We start from the raw sequence: 15,120 nt of genomic DNA, 5'->3' as shown, positions 1-15,120 counted from the left end.
CCGACGGAAGTGGGCGACTACGGGCCGGCAGTGTTTGGGCCCGAAGCAAGGAAAGCTGACATTAGAACGCCCCCCGGGCGCAATGATCAGCAACCGCCGACATAGCCTACAATCGACCACCCGATGCGTTCCCCTAAAACCGGCCGTCTTGGCGACCGGCGGGACGTTAAGCAGCAGCATGGCGTTCGGACTGGAATGCCTGAACGACCCAACCTCGTGCAAAGGCGGCATTAGCGGCCTGTTTTCAGCTATGGGACACTTGATTTGAGATTAGGGGCGACATAACGAATTGCCAAAGCTGGCTTTTCCAGTGCAGGTCGCAGCATTCCATCGAGGCTGCATACTTTCGTCCTTGGATGTCAGTCGGTCGCCAAATCTCAACAAGGAATATCCATGAAACGCCCAAGAGGTCTGGTGCGCCAATTGAGCCGCATGGCGGGGACGAGAGGTCATCTTGATACCAATGCGCTTAACCGGTTCTCGGGTTGGGCCGCCGCGCGTCACGGCAAGGACCTGCAGATCGAGGCATGGATAGACGGCAGGATGGCGTCCTCGACCATGACGGGCGGTGAACGCCCCGATGTCGAAAGCAAGCTGCCCGGTTATCGAAGGGCGCGTTTCAGCGGTTTTACGCTGGAAGTGCCCGAAAGCGCGATTGCGCAGGACCGCGTGGTCGACGTGAAGATCATGGCGCGCGGAGGCGGAACGCTGGCACCCAAGGCCTGGCTGGGCACGGCCAGTCTTGTAGGCGGCGCCCTTCTGGAGAAGCTCGCCTCCGCGCCGAAGTCCGGAATCGTCGGCCCGTTTCCTCCGGAGGTCATTGACATCGTCGCGGTCTTTGCGCCCGATGTGGTGGGCGATCTCGGCTCGCTCTCCGGGCAAAAGCGGTTCGTTCATGCACTGCGCAGGATCCTCCTCGTGCCCTCTCTGCGCGAGCTGCCTGCGCTCGCCGATTATGTCCGGTATCTGCAGGCGGTCTCCTCGCATTTCATTTTCGTCGACCGGTTTTTCCCCACCGCCAACAAGCTGGCACGGCCCGGCTCGGCCGATTTTCACGGCAAGCCCAATTCGGTGGCCGAGATCATCTCCATCGCGCATCAGCTTTATGTCCTTAAGGCCCATGGCATTGAAGGCGATTTTGCGGAGTTCGGCTGCTTCAAGGGGTTCAGCTCTTCTATGCTGAGTTTTGCCTGCAAGCAGCTCGGCCTCAAGATGCATATCTTCGATTCATTCGAGGGCCTGCCGGAAGCCAAGCATAGCGGCTATACCGAAGGCGATTATGCCGGCAGCCTAGATGAGGTGACGGAGAATATCCGTCGCATGGGATCGCTAGAGCAGGTGACGTTTCACAAGGGCTTCTACGCCGACACGTTCCGCCAATACCGGCCGCCGCATCTAATGTGCCTGTGGATGGACGTCGACCTCGAAGTGTCGGCCAGGGACCTCGTGGTCGTCGCCGATCGCCTCGACCCCAAGGGCAGCCTGTTCAGCCATGAATGCACCGCCGACATGTTTTCGGAAGGAGAGATCGCGAACGCGCCGCGTCCCGACAATCCCATCCCGCCCGTGCTCGACCGGTTCGAGGAACTGGGCCGCCCGCTGACGGGGCATTATCTGCACGGGCATACCGGAGCCTTCTGGCCCCGTGCGGGCGGTATCCCGGTCATGCATCACGGTGCGTTGCAAGATCTGCTACGCATGCTTCGCACGGAAGTGCTGAATTAAAGGCAAGCCATTCAAGTGCCAGAATCAACCGCAAGTCCGGAAACGAAATCGGCCCGGCTGTTTCCCGGCGTCCCCCTGATCGAATCCCCGGTATTCGAAAGCGAGACGCTGGAAGGGTTTACGGAGCAGGAAAAGACGCTGGCCCGATCGCTGCACGCCGATGGCTTTGGCGTCGTCGACTTCCCCGACCCCGAAATCGATGCACGGATCGATCGGATCAAGCGCAATCTGGGACCCCGCTACGACATCCCGCTGGACGATCCCGCGGCGGAAAAGACAAAGGGTGATCCGCGCATTCAGGACGCATGGACGACCGACGAGGACGTCCACGCGATCGCATCCAATCCCGCTATTCTGAACCTCTTATCAAAGCTTTATGGCCGCCGCGCCTTTCCGTTCCAGACCCTGAATTTCGCGGTCGGAACGCAGCAGGCAGCGCATACGGATTCTGTGCATTTCTCCAGCCTACCCGAACGGTTCATGTGCGGCGTCTGGCTTGCGATGGAGGATATTCCCGCCGAAGCAGGACCGCTGTTCTACGTCCGGGGATCGCACCGCTGGCCGATCATCACGAACGGCATGATAGGGCGGCGTGGATATGGCAGCGAACTTAATTCGGCGCAGGACCCCTATGCCGACGCATGGCAGGCCCTTTGCGACGCCAATGGGAAGAGCGCAGAGCCTTTTCTGGCACGCAAGGGGCAGGCGCTCATCTGGACGGCCAACCTGCTCCACGGCGGCAGCCGACAGACCGACCGGACGCTGACGCGCTGGTCGCAGGTCACGCATTATTTCTTCGACGACTGCATCTATTACACGCCCGCCTTTTCCGACGAAGCGCTTGGCCGACTGGCTCTTCGCAATCTCGTCTCGATTGCCGACCAGACACCAAAGCCGAACACCTATCTGGGCGAAGTCGTTGACGGTCCCGATCATCGAAACCGCCCCCGCTCTAGGCTTGGGGCAGTGGGGAGCTTAGCGAACCGTGTTTTCAGGCAGATATAGCTCTTAGGTACGGGCTTTTTGCTCGCACACCGGAGGTCGCCTTCGGATAATGGCCAGAGGAAAAACGCTGCTGAGCTGGCATTTCTATTGGGAGCGAGCAGTGGTTAGGCGACAATGATCAACATGGTGCCAGACGCCATCGGGATGTCGGCATTGCCACGTGGGTCGGCTCTCTATCTACGTGCGCACATCAAGCAAAGCGATCAACAAAGGTGATCGTCCGCTTTCGACAAAAAAATGCCCAGAAGCTGTCGGTCCGCAATCGTCCAGAATTGTCAGGTTTTGGCGATTGGTTAATGCTACATTTGAGACCGGAACGGGGTGGATAACGGACGTTAAGCCAACAGAGCTAAACTTTAGAGTAACATGATCTCGCCGCTCCGATGCCGTATGAATGGCGGTCTAGAATGTAAGTCTCGTTTCCAAATTCATAGGTGTGTCTATGGCCAACCTTTCGAAGCATCAGTGGCTCCAAGCTGAAAAAAGTATTGGAGAACTGCTTACGAAATTTTCAAAACATCTCGATTTGGAAACGATTAGATTTGTAAAAGAATACCTAACTCATAGAGAATATGAAATGGCGTTCGAAGGCCTGTTTATCGAGCTAATAGACGCGGAAATAGTTTTAAGTGAGGCCGAAAAGGAAAAATATTTTATTTTGGGGCAAGATCTTGGCCTGAATATAGAAAGTGTATTTGACGATGGTTTTTGGAATGCTTTCTCTAAATTTGTTAATGAGAGATAGTTTTGTTTAGGTAGGTCTGGTCAACGCCTTTTTCTGGGCGTGCTTGTTGGAGCCGAACTGACAACTGGCGGATGTTATTCAATGCGAAGCCAAAATGCACGCCCTCAAGCTGATCAGGGTGGATACCGGTCGCTGATCAGTTAGCGAAATCGAAATCTATTAAGCGCTGTATCAGCACGTCGTCCAAATTCATGATAGCTGCTGCAACTCGGTGATTTCCCTTCGCCACAGCCTGCGCGGCGAGCACCGACAAGAGCGTGTCGATATCCCAATCCTCGTTCCGATGTGCAGCGATTAGATCGTCGATTTTCTTGGTGGCTGCAAAATAGGCAAATTTCAGATCAAATGGCACTTCAGGGCCTCGTCCGCTCTTCCGCGCGACCTCGACCGCAGCAGGGAACTGAAAAAAGCTGAAACTAATAGGGCCATTGGCGTTGGTGCCAATTTCCACAACGTGTGGAACGGCCGCATAAGACGCCTCGAACACATCGTCTTGATGACAAAGACTAGACCAGAGCCCGAACCACGGTTCGCTGTCGATAGAGGTTATGCGGCCCGCATCCTGTCCCAGAACGCGGAGCATCTCCGGTATGTCTTGGGCACTTCCATAGGCGTGCGATAAAGTGGCCCAACGCGGATCATTTAGTGCAAGCATAGTCTGACTTAACCGCAATCGAGTTTGACCGAAACCGGTCGTTTGCTGCCGGGCAGCTTTTGGCAGCCCCCCAGAATTCCGCTGATGGCGAGTTCGGGGTGGTTAGCTGACGCCTTTGATTGGAAAGTCGTCGTCGATCTTTCGAAATTTGGCGGCAATTCCGTTTAAGATATGTCGAGCCTCTGCTGCCTTACCTGTTGCGCAGCTTTTCTCGACCGCCGCCAAGTCGATCTTATCTCCTGATCCAAAGGCTACGTAGTATTCGATATCAGAGTGCGGCCTATATGGGCAGCCGGGAATCGTGGCATAGTAACCGGAACCGGCAGGCGGCTCCAATCGAGCTAGTTCTCTTCGCAATTCAGAGGCGTCGGAAGCACGTAGCATTCCCGTATATTTTCGAAGAATTTGGGAGTCTTTGGATCCAAACGTGCTGCCGTTTGATCGATACTTTCCTAACTCAAATTCGTAACGATCGTTGGGGTGGATAGTCAGACCCACATAGTGTGGACCCATATCTTTTGAAACGCCATTCCATCCAAAGCCGACGTCCTGCTCTTTAAGTTCACGGTCTGAAGAGGGTCGCCGGTCAAAAAGATTTTTTTCCGAACAACCCGGTATCGACACCGAGAGAATGATCAAGAGGATCGTATCGCGCATAATCTGGATGCCTCGAAAAACCCTCGCCTTTGATGGGCTGATCTGATTCAATCACCTTTGCAGTGAGCGGAGTGATGATGGTGGGTCAGCCTGGTTTCTTTGATCTGTCGGATCGGTATGCGGCGCTGAGTGCGGCGGGAGATCCGCTGGAGCGTTTGTCAGCGGTGTTGGATTTCGAGGTGTTCCGCGGTCCGTTGATAGCGGCGCTCCGACGGAGCGACCGGTGCAAGGGAGGCCGGCCGCCGTTCGATCCGGTGATGATGTTCAAGATCCTGGTGCTGCAGGCGCTTTACTCGCTCTCTGACGAGGGATGCGAGTTCCAGATCAAGGATCGTTTGTCGTTCCAGCGGTTCCTTGGGCTAGGGCTCGATGGCAGGGTCCCGGACGCGACCACAGTGTGGCTGTTCCGCGAGCGGCTCGTGAAGGCCAAGGCGATCGACAAGCTCTTTGCGCGCTTCGATGCGGCGCTGACTGAACGCGGTTATCTGGCGATGGGCGGGCAGATCATCGATGCGACCGTGGTGCCGGCTCCCAAGCAGCGCAACACCGACGAAGAGAAAGCGGCAATCAAAGAGGGCAAGATCCCGGAGCGCTGGAAGACCAGGCCTGCCAAGGTCCGGCAGAAGGATCGCGATGCGCGCTGGACGGTCAAATACTCCAAGGCCAAGGTGAAGGAGGGCGGCGACCCCAAGGGCTTCAAGCCGGTCGATCTTGCCATCCCGATGTTCGGCTACAAAAACCACATCGGCATCGACCGAGCGCATGGGCTGATCAGGACCTGGGATGCCAGCGCGGCCAACGCCCATGACGGGGCGCGGCTGCCCGAGCTCATCAGCAAGCAAAACACCGGCTCAGGCGTATGGGCGGACACGGCCTATCGGTCGAAGAAGAACGAAGCGTTCCTCGAGCGCGGCATGTTCAAGAGCAACATCCACCAGCGGCGGATGCCGCGCCGGCCGCTGCCCGAGCACATCGCCCGGGCCAATGCCAGGCGCTCCGCTGTCCGCTCAGCGGTCGAGCACGTGTTCGCTGGTCAGAAGCACCGCATGGGCCTGTTCATCCGCACCATCGGCATCGCCCGCGCGCGCATCAAGATCGGCATGGCGAACCTAGCCTATAACTTCCAGCGCCTCGCCTGGCTTGAGGGGCGAGGTGCGCCAGCATAGCGCAAAAACGGGGTGCCGAGTGGCGCTCCAGCCCAGAAAACTAAGGGAATGAGGTCAAAGGCCGACCCTCACCGCCCCAAGGCTGTCATCAGCCCCCTCCTGCCGCCATCTTGACCAAAACAAACGGTTCTTCGAGGTGTCCAGGTTCCGGATCTTCGCCGTGGTTGATGATTATAGCCGAGAGTGCGTCCGACTAATCGTATCCATCCGGCGGGGACCGCCTTGTCTGGGTAGGTATTGAGCGCTCTTTAGCGTGCTCTTGTGAGCGCGCTTATGGAGTGGTCGATGGGTCAGGTGACGGTGTTTTCGGGGCCAGAGCGGCGCCGACGTTGGAGCGAGGAAGAGCGGCTGCGGATACTTTCCGATGCTTTCGCGCCGGGCGCCTGCGTTGCCGAGGTGTGCCGACGTCACGATATTTCTTCGGCGCTGATCTACACCTGGCGGCGCAAGCTGCGCGAGGCAGGCGAACGGGCAAGCAGCTTATCCGAGGCGTTGCCGGCGCCGGTGTTTGCCGAAGCGGTGGTGGATGAGGACGCAGCGGCGACCAGCACGGTCGAGCACCCCGTGATGATCATTGATCTGCCGCGCGGCAAGCGGCTGAGCATTTATCCTGCGGCATCACCGGCGCTGGTTGCTGCCGCATTGAAGGCTCTGCGATGATCCCTCCGAGCGCGCGGGTGTGGATCGCGCTGGGCCACACGGACATGCGGAAGGGCATGCAGGGCCTGGCCCTGCTGGTGCAGCAGGGTCTCAAGCGTAATCCTCATAGCGGCGATCTGTTCGTGTTTCGCGGCCGCGCGGGATCGCTGATCAAGATCATCTGGCACGACGGGATCGGCATGTCGCTCTATGCCAAGCGGCTCGAGAAGGGCCGGTTTGTATGGCCCTCGGCGAAGGACGGAACGGTATCCTTGACCCCGTCCCAGCTGGCCTGCCTGCTGGAGGGGATCGACTGGCGCAACCCGCAGTATACGTGGCGGCCGCAGAGCGCAGGATAATCGTCAGAAGGTGGCATTTTGCTCTTGCAGCAGGGCATCCCACGTGATTCACTCTGCGTCATGGAAGCCGCCATCTCGCCCGTTCCGGACGATGTCGAAGCGCTCAAGGCGCTGGTGGCGACGATGGCCCGCAGAGCCGAGGAGGCCGAGCAGCACGCCGCCACTGTCGCAGCCGAACTGGCCAACGCCCATGCCCGCGAGAGCGCCATCGAAGCGGTGATCGCCCACCTCAAGCTGCAGATCGCCAAGCTCAGGCGCGAGCAGTATGGCGCCAGCGCCGAGCGCAGCCGCCGCCTGCTGGATCAGATGGAGCTGCAGCTCGAAGATCTCGAGGCTGATGCCGCTGAGGACGATCTGATCGCCGAGGAAGCGGCAGCCAGGACCACCACCGTCACCGCCCTCGAGCGCAAGCGCCCGGCAAGGAAGCCGTTTCCCGATCATCTGCCGCGCGAGCGCGTCGTGGTGCCCGCCCCATGTTCCTGCCCGGCCTGCGGCGGGGATCGGCTCTCCAAGCTCGGCGAAGACGTCACCGAGACGCTCGAGGTGATCCCGCGCTCGTGGAAGGTGATCCAGACGGTGCGCGAGAAGTTCTCGTGCCGGGACTGCGAGAAGATCGCGCAGGCCCCTGCGCCGTTCCATGTCGTCCCGCGCGGATGGGCCGGACCAAGCTTCCTGGCGATGCTATTGTTCGAGAAGTATGGGCAGCACCAACCGCTCAACCGGCAGGCCGAGCGCTTTGCCCGCGAAGGCGTGCCGCTCAGCGTCTCGACCCTCGCCGATCAGGTCGGCGCGGCTGCCCATGCGCTGATGCCGCTCTACAAGCTGATTGAAGCGCACGTCCTTGCTTCGGACCGCATCCATGGTGACGATACCACCGTGCCGGTCATGGCCAGGGGCAAGACCGATACGGCTCGATTATGGGTTTACGTTCGCGATGATCGCCCGTTCGCCGGATCTGATCCACCAGCTGCCCTGTTCCATTACTCGCGCGATCGGCGCGGCGAGCACCCGCAGACCCATCTCGCGGCATGGTCCGGTATCCTGCAGGCCGATGCCTATGGCGGCTACAACGAGCTCTATCGCGAAGGCCGTGATCCCGGTCCCGTGCTGGAAGCTGGATGCTTTGCCCATGCGCGCCGCAAGTTCTTCGAGCTGGCCGATGTCGTAAGCTCAGCCCGCAAGAAGAGCCGTGGCCAGCGCAGCAGCATGACCTATCCGATCGCGCTGGAAGCCGTGCAGCGCCTCGACGCCCTGTTCGATATCGAGCGGGGCATCAATGGCACGGCTCCGGCCGAGCGGATTGCCGTTCGCCAGGAACTCAGCGCACCGCTGATGTCCGAGCTCCACACCTGGCTCACCGCGCAGGTGGCCAAGCTGTCGCGCGGCCATGATCTGACCAAGGCCTGCCTCTACATGCTGAAGCGCTGGGACGCGTTCACCCGCTTCCTTGACGACGGCAGGATCTGGACACCCGCAACAACCATGATTTTGGCGCCGTGATTGGGCGGGTTGCGGGGATTGCCGCGAGAGACGCTATTGGAAAGGTTGGATTGGCCAATTTTCGGTGATGTCTTTGGGCTTCCGGGCCTTTTTGTCGATTTCAGGCGCACCTATCCCGTGGCTGCACATCGCTCATGGAAGATCAGGCGGTCGAAGTTGTAGGCGAGATTAGCCAGCGTGAGTTTTGCCTGCGCCCTGGCGAGCCCGATGGTCCGGATGAATAGACCATAGCGATTCTTCTGGTGCGCAAAGACGTGCTCCACCTTGGCCCGCACGGCCGATTTCGCGGCATTGGCGCGCGCGATGCGCTCGGGCATCGGTTTGCCCTTGGGCTTTCTGCGATGGATGCGGCTCGTGAGCATGTTGCGCGCCAGCCATGTCTCGTTCTTCTGGCTGCGATAGGCGCTGTCGGCCCAGACATCGCCAGCGGTGTTGGCGGTGTCGATCACCCGGCGCAACTGGCGCCCGTCGCTGTCGGCGGCCGATGTCACCGCTGCTTTGCGAATAAAGCCGAAGCGCCGGTCGATGCTGATATGCGACTTGTAGCCAAACACGGGTGTGGCGATCTGCGGCAGCGGGGTGCCGTCGGGACGATAGCGGACCTTGCCGCCGATCTTCAACGTCCAGCGTGCATCGACATCCTTCTGGTGAGCCTTGTTCGGCTTGCTGCGCCAGATCTGCCTGGCTGACTTGCCGGCTTTGATCGCGGCCTTCTCGTCCTCGGTGTTGCGCTGCTTGGGCGCGGGCACCAGCGTGGCATCGACGATCTGACCGCCCATCGCCAGGTATCCTGCCTCGCGCAGTTGCTGTTCGAACGCCTGCATCAACGCCTCAAGCGTGCCGCTCTCGGTGAGCCGGTTGCGATAGTGACGGATGGTGTTCTCGTCCGGCATCGCGCCGCCAAGGTCGAAGCCGAAGAAGCGCATCCAGCTCAGGCGATCTCTGATCATGAACTCCATGCGCGCATCCGACAGATTATGCTGCGCCTGAACCACCAGCACTTTGAACATCGCCACGGGATCGAAGGCCGGGCGACCGCCCTTGGCGCCATCGCTATAGCCAAGCCCGCGGGTCAGAAGCGGCCGGAAGCGTTCAAACTCAACCGTGCCCGCCAAAACCTCCAGCGGATCGCCGTCCTTGCTCAGCCGGTCCAAGTGCTCCGCAAGCGAAAACAGGCTGTGTGGCTGCATCGATGCTCTCCTTCCAATGCCCCGAGTGAATCACAGCACGTGCCTCAAAGCGAGGGGTTTTTGCGGGTGTCCATCTGCCTCACCAACAATGCTGCCGAACGCGCGTTGCGCTGCATCCCGCTCGGCCGCAAGGCATGGCTGTTCTGCGGGTCCGACCGCGGCGGGCAACGCGCCGCCATCATCTACACGCTGATCCAGACCGCCAAGCTCAATGACGTCGATCCGCAGGCCTGGCTCGCCGATGTCCTCGCCCGCATTGCCGATCACCCCGCCACCAGGCTCGACGAGCTTCTGCCATGGAACTGGGCGCCGCTCCCCGACGCAATCGCCGCGTAACTTCGGCTACGCCTCGGCCGGCGTCACACCGCGGCCTTCACCGGATGGATACGACTAATCGCCGACACATCGATCTCCGGCGCTAGGGTCGGGCGGGAGCTCGATGCAGCGGTCTTTGATCGGATGGCGCGGCCCCACACGATTGTCAGCGACAATGGGACAGAACTCACCAGCATGGCGATCCTGCGCTGGTCCAAGGAGCGCAATGTGGAATGGCACTACATTGCGCCGGGCAAGCCATACCAGAACGGGTTCATCGAGAGCTTCAACGCGCGGCTGCGGGATGAGTTCTTGAACGAGACGATCTTCACCAGCCTCGCCCATGCCCGCCAGGAGTTGGAGGCATGGCGACACGACTACAACCACTTCCGGCCCCACTCGAGCCTCGGAAACAGAACTCCGACCGAGATCGGGGCAGGATTAAGCGGCAAACCGTATCGGGGGCATGCCCCCGATACGGTTGTTGCCATCACGCCCAAGCATGGGCATCAAAACGGCCCAAGGCTCTACTCGTAACTGGTAGAAACTTCGGGCTCAGACCAGGCACCACCTCACGCTTCTGCCAAAAAACAATGAGCCGAACTTTGGATTCAGGTGACTATGAACCGCCTCGGCCACACGTTTACAAAAGCCTTTACAAGTCTATCTTTTTATTAATGTCGGTTTCGTTCTCGGGAATAGCTCCGATTTCCTGGAGATGCTCCACTGCCGAGTTGTATCCTTTAAAAAACTTCAGCCAAGCCGACGCTCCACCTAGTTCCCCAACCGCGAGAATTGCCACCCGGTGGCTGGCGATTAGCAGGCTCCTTTCGGACCTAAGCACTTCGACCTCTGCGGAAAGCCTAGCGATCTCGGTGGACAGGCTTTGGGCTGATCTTCCGTTCCTGCTCTTCAACAAGGCGCGAACCCGCTCCTGCCGGTCCTTGTACTTGTTAAAAAGTCTACCTCTTTCAGCATTGCGCGTGATGTCAGATGGGTGCTTCAGCACGCCGTCCATACGCGCGATAACTGCACGCGCTGTGATCTTCTCATTTTCCAGCACCATGACTTCGAGAGTCTCCTCGAGAATCTGGAGCGTTCGAGCTGAGTTACCCATCCGCTGCGTCCGGGCTAGAATTGAAGTCGTTGAGTGGGGGCGCACGATCAACCGTTGTGGCTCTAGCAATCACATCCACTGGATTTGAAAGATCAGAACCATCGGGAAATGGCTGGTCTCCCGGAGCAGTGGCAAGCGCTTTATCGATATTGTCCAGCCGATTTTGCGCATGCGCAATCTGATTGCGGCGACCTACGCTTCCACCAGGACAATCACGCGCTTTCTGGAGGATATTGGCAGTTCGGGCTCTGAGGGTGGTCAGCCTTTGTTGCTCGGATGGTAAGTCTGTCCGCGCCAAGTGGAGGCAACCGTTGAAGCATTCCAAGTGGTTGGGGCAGGGGTCGACAGTGAAAGAATTTAGACAAAATCCGTAGGGAGTCGCATGAAGTCCGTCTGCCTCAGCCACTAAAAATTCGAATGCTTGGTCATCCCCCTCTTCCACCTGAATTTTTTGGAAACGATCAACTAATGGTCCTGAAACCCGACCAGACAGGATCAACCTATAAGTGGTGCTGGCCTTTGCGCCTAAGCGCTCTTCGATATCATCTGATATGTCGATGTTATCCAAATGTTCCGCGAGACTTCGATGGTCATATACATACGACTGCTGTACGCTGACGCGGTCAAATCGCTTGGTGATTATGGCGTCTGCCAGTCCCTTCCTAAATAGCTCTGTATTCTGAAGATGGCGTAGTGAGTGAGTCTCTAAATAAAGACTCCTGTCTTCGTCATTGCGGCCGTATCTAGAAAATAATGTTAAGTGTCTAATATTTTTACTATTGCCTAAGGCTAGTGTAACTTCATCGGTATTGAAGCGGCGAACAGCAAAGAATTTTGCAGCATCAAAGGTATTCGTATCTGTCCTGATGCCACCTTTATCATAAGCGGTTAAAAAGAGAAATTGATGCGGCGCAATTGCATCTTCCGAGTGTACCGGCATGCTAGGCTCCAAGAGCGTTTTTCTGAAGCCCTTGCGACTAAGTTCTGCCTCTACCTCACCTACGCGAAAATGGATACGTCCCCATTCAGCCCGCTCAGGTCGGAAAAACGAGCCGGTCTCATCACGAAAAAAAGATGAAGAGATCTTTGACCTGCTGTCGCTAAAGTATTGGCCTATCTTCCAGTTCAGCGGTTCCGTCGGAATATTGCTATCCGCCAGGCCTAGGGCTCGCATTTGCTGGAACCTGATTTCATCCAGCGCTGAAGGATCGAAGCGAAAATTGCGTTTTTCGAAGTTATTATGAAACGAGCCTTGCTTGTACCGAGTTAGCAGCTCTTTTGGAATTGGATGGGATGCGATCTGAATGTTTCCAAACACTCGTACGTATACCTCCCAAATTGGTACGAGCGCATCTATTGGCAAGTCAGGAAATAGTCTTCCTGATGCGATTTGGTCCCCATATGTCCGGCGGAGCGGCAGGGTGGCATTTTCAACCTCGTGCAGCGTGTCTAACACAATGTCCTCGAACATTTTGGGGACATCTTGTAGCTTCGGCACAAGCTGACGTGTTCCGCCTCCCTTTGATTTTGCACCTTGCTTTCCAGCAAAATGGCGGATGGCAAGCGATCTTGTGATGCCACCTTTTAGACCTGCTGGATTTCCATCAATGTCGGTCCACTCGCGCCATTTCTCCCAGTTATATGGAAGAAGAGCAATCTCCGCCGCGCGCAGACCCGTAATGATGTGCAACCTGGCGCATGCAAAAAGTTGAAGGTCATGAAGGGAGCGGGGTTCCTCAGTAAAAACGATACGACACAACTCCCAAAAGGCACGGTGGTCTGGGAGCTTCGACGCTTCTTTCCGTTCATTTGGATGTTTCAGAATCGAGTTGCTGCGATAGCCTTTCGAATTTGTGCGAGCGTTGGCTGCGTCAGTAAGAGCCTGTGCTGCCAACGAATCAGCGTCCGCATAAGGGGTGCAGCTCGACGCGAGGTTGGGCCTCAATGCCAGGTGTTGATGGTCGAAGAGCTTGCGTACAACGCCAGGGAACACCCTTGCGGCTTCCACATCCCCCATCCTGAGGGCAATATTATATGCGAGGCGGACGTGATCTCCCGTGATGTCTGCTGGGCCCCCATCCCCCGCAACCCACGCCAGAAGCTTTACCGTCTTTGCCAAACGGTAAGTGCCGTGTGGCGCCTGGTTTTGAACTAAGACTAGGTCGATCAAGGCGGCTTGACAGAATTCACGCCAAGCCGCCTCGAGGAAATTTTGCTTCGGGCGCGCGCAAATGCTTTCCAGATCAAGACTCTCTAGCGCCTTCAACATCTTTGGCCGCCAGCCGAAGCTTGAGAACCAAACAGGTGAAGGGGAGGCGAGCAGGCCGCTCAGGTTCCATCTGTGTTCATGATCGATAACGCCGTTCTCGTCGAATGGCGGATTCCAAGAAAGGCCCCGCTCCAACGCAAGCCTGCGAGCAGTGTCGATGAATTGACGAAGAGCGGCAGTCATCCGGAAACTTGCCTCGAGGCCGTTGCCTGAGCCGCTACGCGATCAGCGGCTTCGATAGTGCGGCGCAATTGCCCGAAGGCAGGCGATGCATCCACATCGCTTGCGACCGCAAGAAACTCTTTGACCACATTTCTAAGATCATTAGCGACTTCCTGATGTACTGGCGGATCGTTCAAGGGCAGGAAACTCCGGCATCCGTAGCAACTCAATATTGGGTTTTTTGTACATTGAGACTGCCCAAGACGGCAGGCACCGATACCCGCAATTGGGATCCCATGCGGCGCGCCGCCAATTTGTTGGTCTTCCGGAAGCGTTTCCAGTGTTTGTCTGTCTATCATTCCAATCCGCGCGATTTCCGCAACGGCTTGGTAGACTTGTGACAGTCCCATAGCCTGGTTGATCTTTTCGGCTTGTGCGGCCGAACCTGTAAAGTAAGCGTTCGCGGCCCCATCAGTGCCATGCATCAGGAAGTCTTGGATCTCGGCATGTGAGGCACCTGCGTCTGCAAGCCGCTGTGCCGCACTGTGCCGAAAGTCGTTCGGGGTCCACCTCTCCCCGGTGATCCGCTCCACTGCATCTGTGAATTCGCGGGAAATTCTTTCAGGTGGTAATCCAAGGAAACTGTTCGGGTGCGCGTGAAGGCCAGGTATCATATTGGGGCGGCGGCGTGCAAATTCGATCCAGAAGGCGGACCACTCTGGCTTGAGCCTTCGCGTGACGTGGAAAGGTGCTTTGTCGCGTTGCTTTGCTACTAGAATGCGAACGTAAACTCGGCCATCTCGCATCGACACGTCGTCCTCTTTGACGCTGGCGATCTGGACTGGACGCAATCCGAGCTGATAACCCAGCGTAAGTCCGCATGCCTCACGCAGGCGCTTTAAGCGGGCACCCAATGGGTTAGATGCTGTTTCCACCGCTAGTTCGTCGAGCCAATCTGTTAATTTTGCTTGGCTGTGAATGGGCACGAAGCAGGTGCCAGCATCGATGGCCGCATATCTATTCTTGGGTGGCGACGGCAGCCCAGAAACAAATTTTAGATAGTCTGAATTCCAATGCCCTATGACTAATCGACAAAAGCTACGGAGGACCGCCTTGAAGGCGCCACACTTTCGTTCCGACAATTGTGTAGCGCATTGTTCGATCCACCACGATCGAAACTCCGCTGGCGAAAGCGTTGACGCCTTAACAATAAGCTCTTCGCTAAATTTGACGTTTTTTAAATTCCCTAAATGCGTCGACACCGTCTTTGCATCAACGCGGGAAAAAAGATCTGCTATTACGTAGCGGAACAGAACCGCAGTATCTTCACCGAAGTGACTGAAATCATGCCCTCGCGTTCGGCCATCTATGCAAAGGCTTAGGGTTTTCCATTCCGGGTAATTCTTTAACGTGTGGTGCTTGTCTTGAACACTATCGTAATATCGAAGATTGCTCGGCAATGACGGTAGATGGTTAAGTAGCTGCGCAACCTTGACCGGGCGTTCTATCGGAGTAGGTGAATGTTGGGGCGCCGGTTCCATCATTTATCATACTCAATGAGGGAGGCGTCTAATTCTCGAAGAGCGTCAACGTGTCGCTCAAACCGATTATCCGAC

Annotated in this window: 12 protein-coding genes and 3 pseudogenes; 9 read left to right on the top strand and 6 right to left on the bottom strand. The window is 57.4% G+C overall.

The annotated features are described in order from the left end of the window. Window positions 1-639 precede the first annotated feature (639 nt). The 3 genes from A9D14_RS12435 to A9D14_RS19555 all read left to right on the top strand — a co-directional run bounded on the left by A9D14_RS12435 (window position 640) and on the right by A9D14_RS19555 (window position 3,475). Window positions 640-1,725 carry a TylF/MycF/NovP-related O-methyltransferase gene (locus A9D14_RS12435; RefSeq protein ID WP_157668225.1) on the top strand — a complete coding sequence of 362 codons (1,086 nt, stop codon included), beginning with the start codon at window positions 640-642 and terminating at the stop codon, window positions 1,723-1,725. A gap of 15 nt (window positions 1,726-1,740) precedes the next feature. Then, a complete protein-coding gene (locus tag A9D14_RS12430; protein ID WP_232468568.1) occupies window positions 1,741-2,730 on the top strand; it encodes a phytanoyl-CoA dioxygenase family protein in 990 nt (329 codons plus the stop codon). A 442-nt stretch (window positions 2,731-3,172) separates the two neighbouring features. Further along, window positions 3,173-3,475: a MafI family immunity protein gene (locus A9D14_RS19555; protein ID WP_157668224.1), complete on the top strand. Its 303-nt coding sequence runs from the start codon at window positions 3,173-3,175 to the stop codon at window positions 3,473-3,475. A 136-nt stretch (window positions 3,476-3,611) separates the two neighbouring features. Here A9D14_RS19555 and A9D14_RS12425 read toward each other — a convergent pair whose 3' ends face one another. Together A9D14_RS12425 and A9D14_RS19550 are read right to left on the bottom strand one after the other, a co-directional pair. Further along, window positions 3,612-4,058 carry a hypothetical protein gene (locus A9D14_RS12425; RefSeq protein WP_232468566.1) on the bottom strand — a complete coding sequence of 149 codons (447 nt, stop codon included), beginning with the start codon at window positions 4,056-4,058 and terminating at the stop codon, window positions 3,612-3,614. Between the two features lie 174 nt (window positions 4,059-4,232). Next, window positions 4,233-4,787, bottom strand: a complete 555-nt coding sequence (locus tag A9D14_RS19550; RefSeq protein WP_157668223.1) for a hypothetical protein — start codon at window positions 4,785-4,787, stop codon at window positions 4,233-4,235. 77 nt (window positions 4,788-4,864) lie between these two features. Between A9D14_RS19550 and A9D14_RS12420 the strand changes: the two genes are divergently transcribed. From A9D14_RS12420 to tnpC, 4 genes and pseudogenes are all read left to right on the top strand, one after another. Further along, window positions 4,865-5,953, top strand: coding sequence for an IS5 family transposase (locus A9D14_RS12420; RefSeq protein WP_066849123.1), 1,089 nt, complete (start codon window positions 4,865-4,867; stop codon window positions 5,951-5,953). 285 nt (window positions 5,954-6,238) lie between these two features. Then, entirely contained in the window at window positions 6,239-6,613 is a 375-nt protein-coding gene (tnpA, locus tag A9D14_RS12415; protein ID WP_066848315.1) for an IS66-like element accessory protein TnpA, read from the top strand. Then, entirely contained in the window at window positions 6,610-6,951 is a 342-nt protein-coding gene (gene tnpB, locus A9D14_RS12410) for an IS66 family insertion sequence element accessory protein TnpB (RefSeq protein ID WP_066846946.1), read from the top strand. Before tnpA ends, tnpB begins: the two co-directional genes overlap by 4 nt. A 60-nt stretch (window positions 6,952-7,011) precedes the next feature. Beyond that, window positions 7,012-8,415: pseudogene (gene tnpC, locus A9D14_RS12405) on the top strand (IS66 family transposase); the annotation flags it as partial. 146 nt (window positions 8,416-8,561) lie between these two features. Here tnpC and A9D14_RS12400 read toward each other — a convergent pair. Beyond that, entirely contained in the window at window positions 8,562-9,641 is a 1,080-nt protein-coding gene (locus A9D14_RS12400; RefSeq protein WP_066846364.1) for a transposase, read from the bottom strand. A gap of 72 nt (window positions 9,642-9,713) precedes the next feature. Here A9D14_RS12400 and A9D14_RS12395 point away from each other — a divergent pair. Continuing rightward, window positions 9,714-9,977: pseudogene (locus A9D14_RS12395) on the top strand (transposase domain-containing protein); the annotation flags it as partial. Between the two features lie 57 nt (window positions 9,978-10,034). Beyond that, window positions 10,035-10,493: pseudogene (locus A9D14_RS12390) on the top strand (integrase core domain-containing protein); the annotation flags it as partial. A 118-nt stretch (window positions 10,494-10,611) separates the two neighbouring features. On the opposite strand, the gene A9D14_RS12385 reads toward A9D14_RS12390, so the two are convergent. The 3 genes from A9D14_RS12385 to A9D14_RS12380 are packed head-to-tail and all read right to left on the bottom strand — an operon-like array spanning window position 10,612 to window position 15,048. Continuing rightward, a complete protein-coding gene (locus tag A9D14_RS12385) occupies window positions 10,612-11,073 on the bottom strand; it encodes a hypothetical protein (RefSeq protein WP_066846945.1) in 462 nt (153 codons plus the stop codon). After that, a complete protein-coding gene (locus tag A9D14_RS19545; protein ID WP_157668221.1) occupies window positions 11,066-13,525 on the bottom strand; it encodes a hypothetical protein in 2,460 nt (819 codons plus the stop codon). The genes A9D14_RS12385 and A9D14_RS19545 overlap by 8 nt, the downstream gene beginning before the upstream one ends. Then, window positions 13,522-15,048: a site-specific integrase gene (locus A9D14_RS12380; RefSeq protein ID WP_083987908.1), complete on the bottom strand. Its 1,527-nt coding sequence runs from the start codon at window positions 15,046-15,048 to the stop codon at window positions 13,522-13,524. Before A9D14_RS12380 ends, A9D14_RS19545 begins: the two co-directional genes overlap by 4 nt. Between the last annotated feature and the right edge of the window lie 72 nt (window positions 15,049-15,120).

It is taken from the genome of Croceicoccus marinus (assembly GCF_001661675.2).
Taxonomy (GTDB): Bacteria; Pseudomonadota; Alphaproteobacteria; order Sphingomonadales; family Sphingomonadaceae; genus Croceicoccus; species Croceicoccus marinus.
This window is presented reverse-complemented; position numbering and strand designations above follow the sequence as displayed.

Bases quoted from the DNA above. Each gene is read 5' to 3' on its own strand.
- A9D14_RS19555 (WP_157668224.1), top strand. From the start codon at position 3,173: ATGGCCAACCTTTCGAAGCATCAGTGGCTCCAAGCTGAAAAAAGTATT.
- A9D14_RS12425 (WP_232468566.1), bottom strand. From the start codon at position 4,058: ATGCTCCGCGTTCTGGGACAGGATGCGGGCCGCATAACCTCTATCGAC.
- A9D14_RS19550 (WP_157668223.1), bottom strand. From the start codon at position 4,787: ATGCGCGATACGATCCTCTTGATCATTCTCTCGGTGTCGATACCGGGT.
- A9D14_RS12420 (WP_066849123.1), top strand. From the start codon at position 4,865: ATGGTGGGTCAGCCTGGTTTCTTTGATCTGTCGGATCGGTATGCGGCG.
- tnpA (WP_066848315.1), top strand. From the start codon at position 6,239: ATGGGTCAGGTGACGGTGTTTTCGGGGCCAGAGCGGCGCCGACGTTGG.
- tnpB (WP_066846946.1), top strand. From the start codon at position 6,610: ATGATCCCTCCGAGCGCGCGGGTGTGGATCGCGCTGGGCCACACGGAC.
- A9D14_RS12400 (WP_066846364.1), bottom strand. From the start codon at position 9,641: ATGCAGCCACACAGCCTGTTTTCGCTTGCGGAGCACTTGGACCGGCTG.
- A9D14_RS12385 (WP_066846945.1), bottom strand. From the start codon at position 11,073: ATGGGTAACTCAGCTCGAACGCTCCAGATTCTCGAGGAGACTCTCGAA.
- A9D14_RS19545 (WP_157668221.1), bottom strand. From the start codon at position 13,525: ATGACTGCCGCTCTTCGTCAATTCATCGACACTGCTCGCAGGCTTGCG.
- A9D14_RS12380 (WP_083987908.1), bottom strand. From the start codon at position 15,048: ATGATGGAACCGGCGCCCCAACATTCACCTACTCCGATAGAACGCCCG.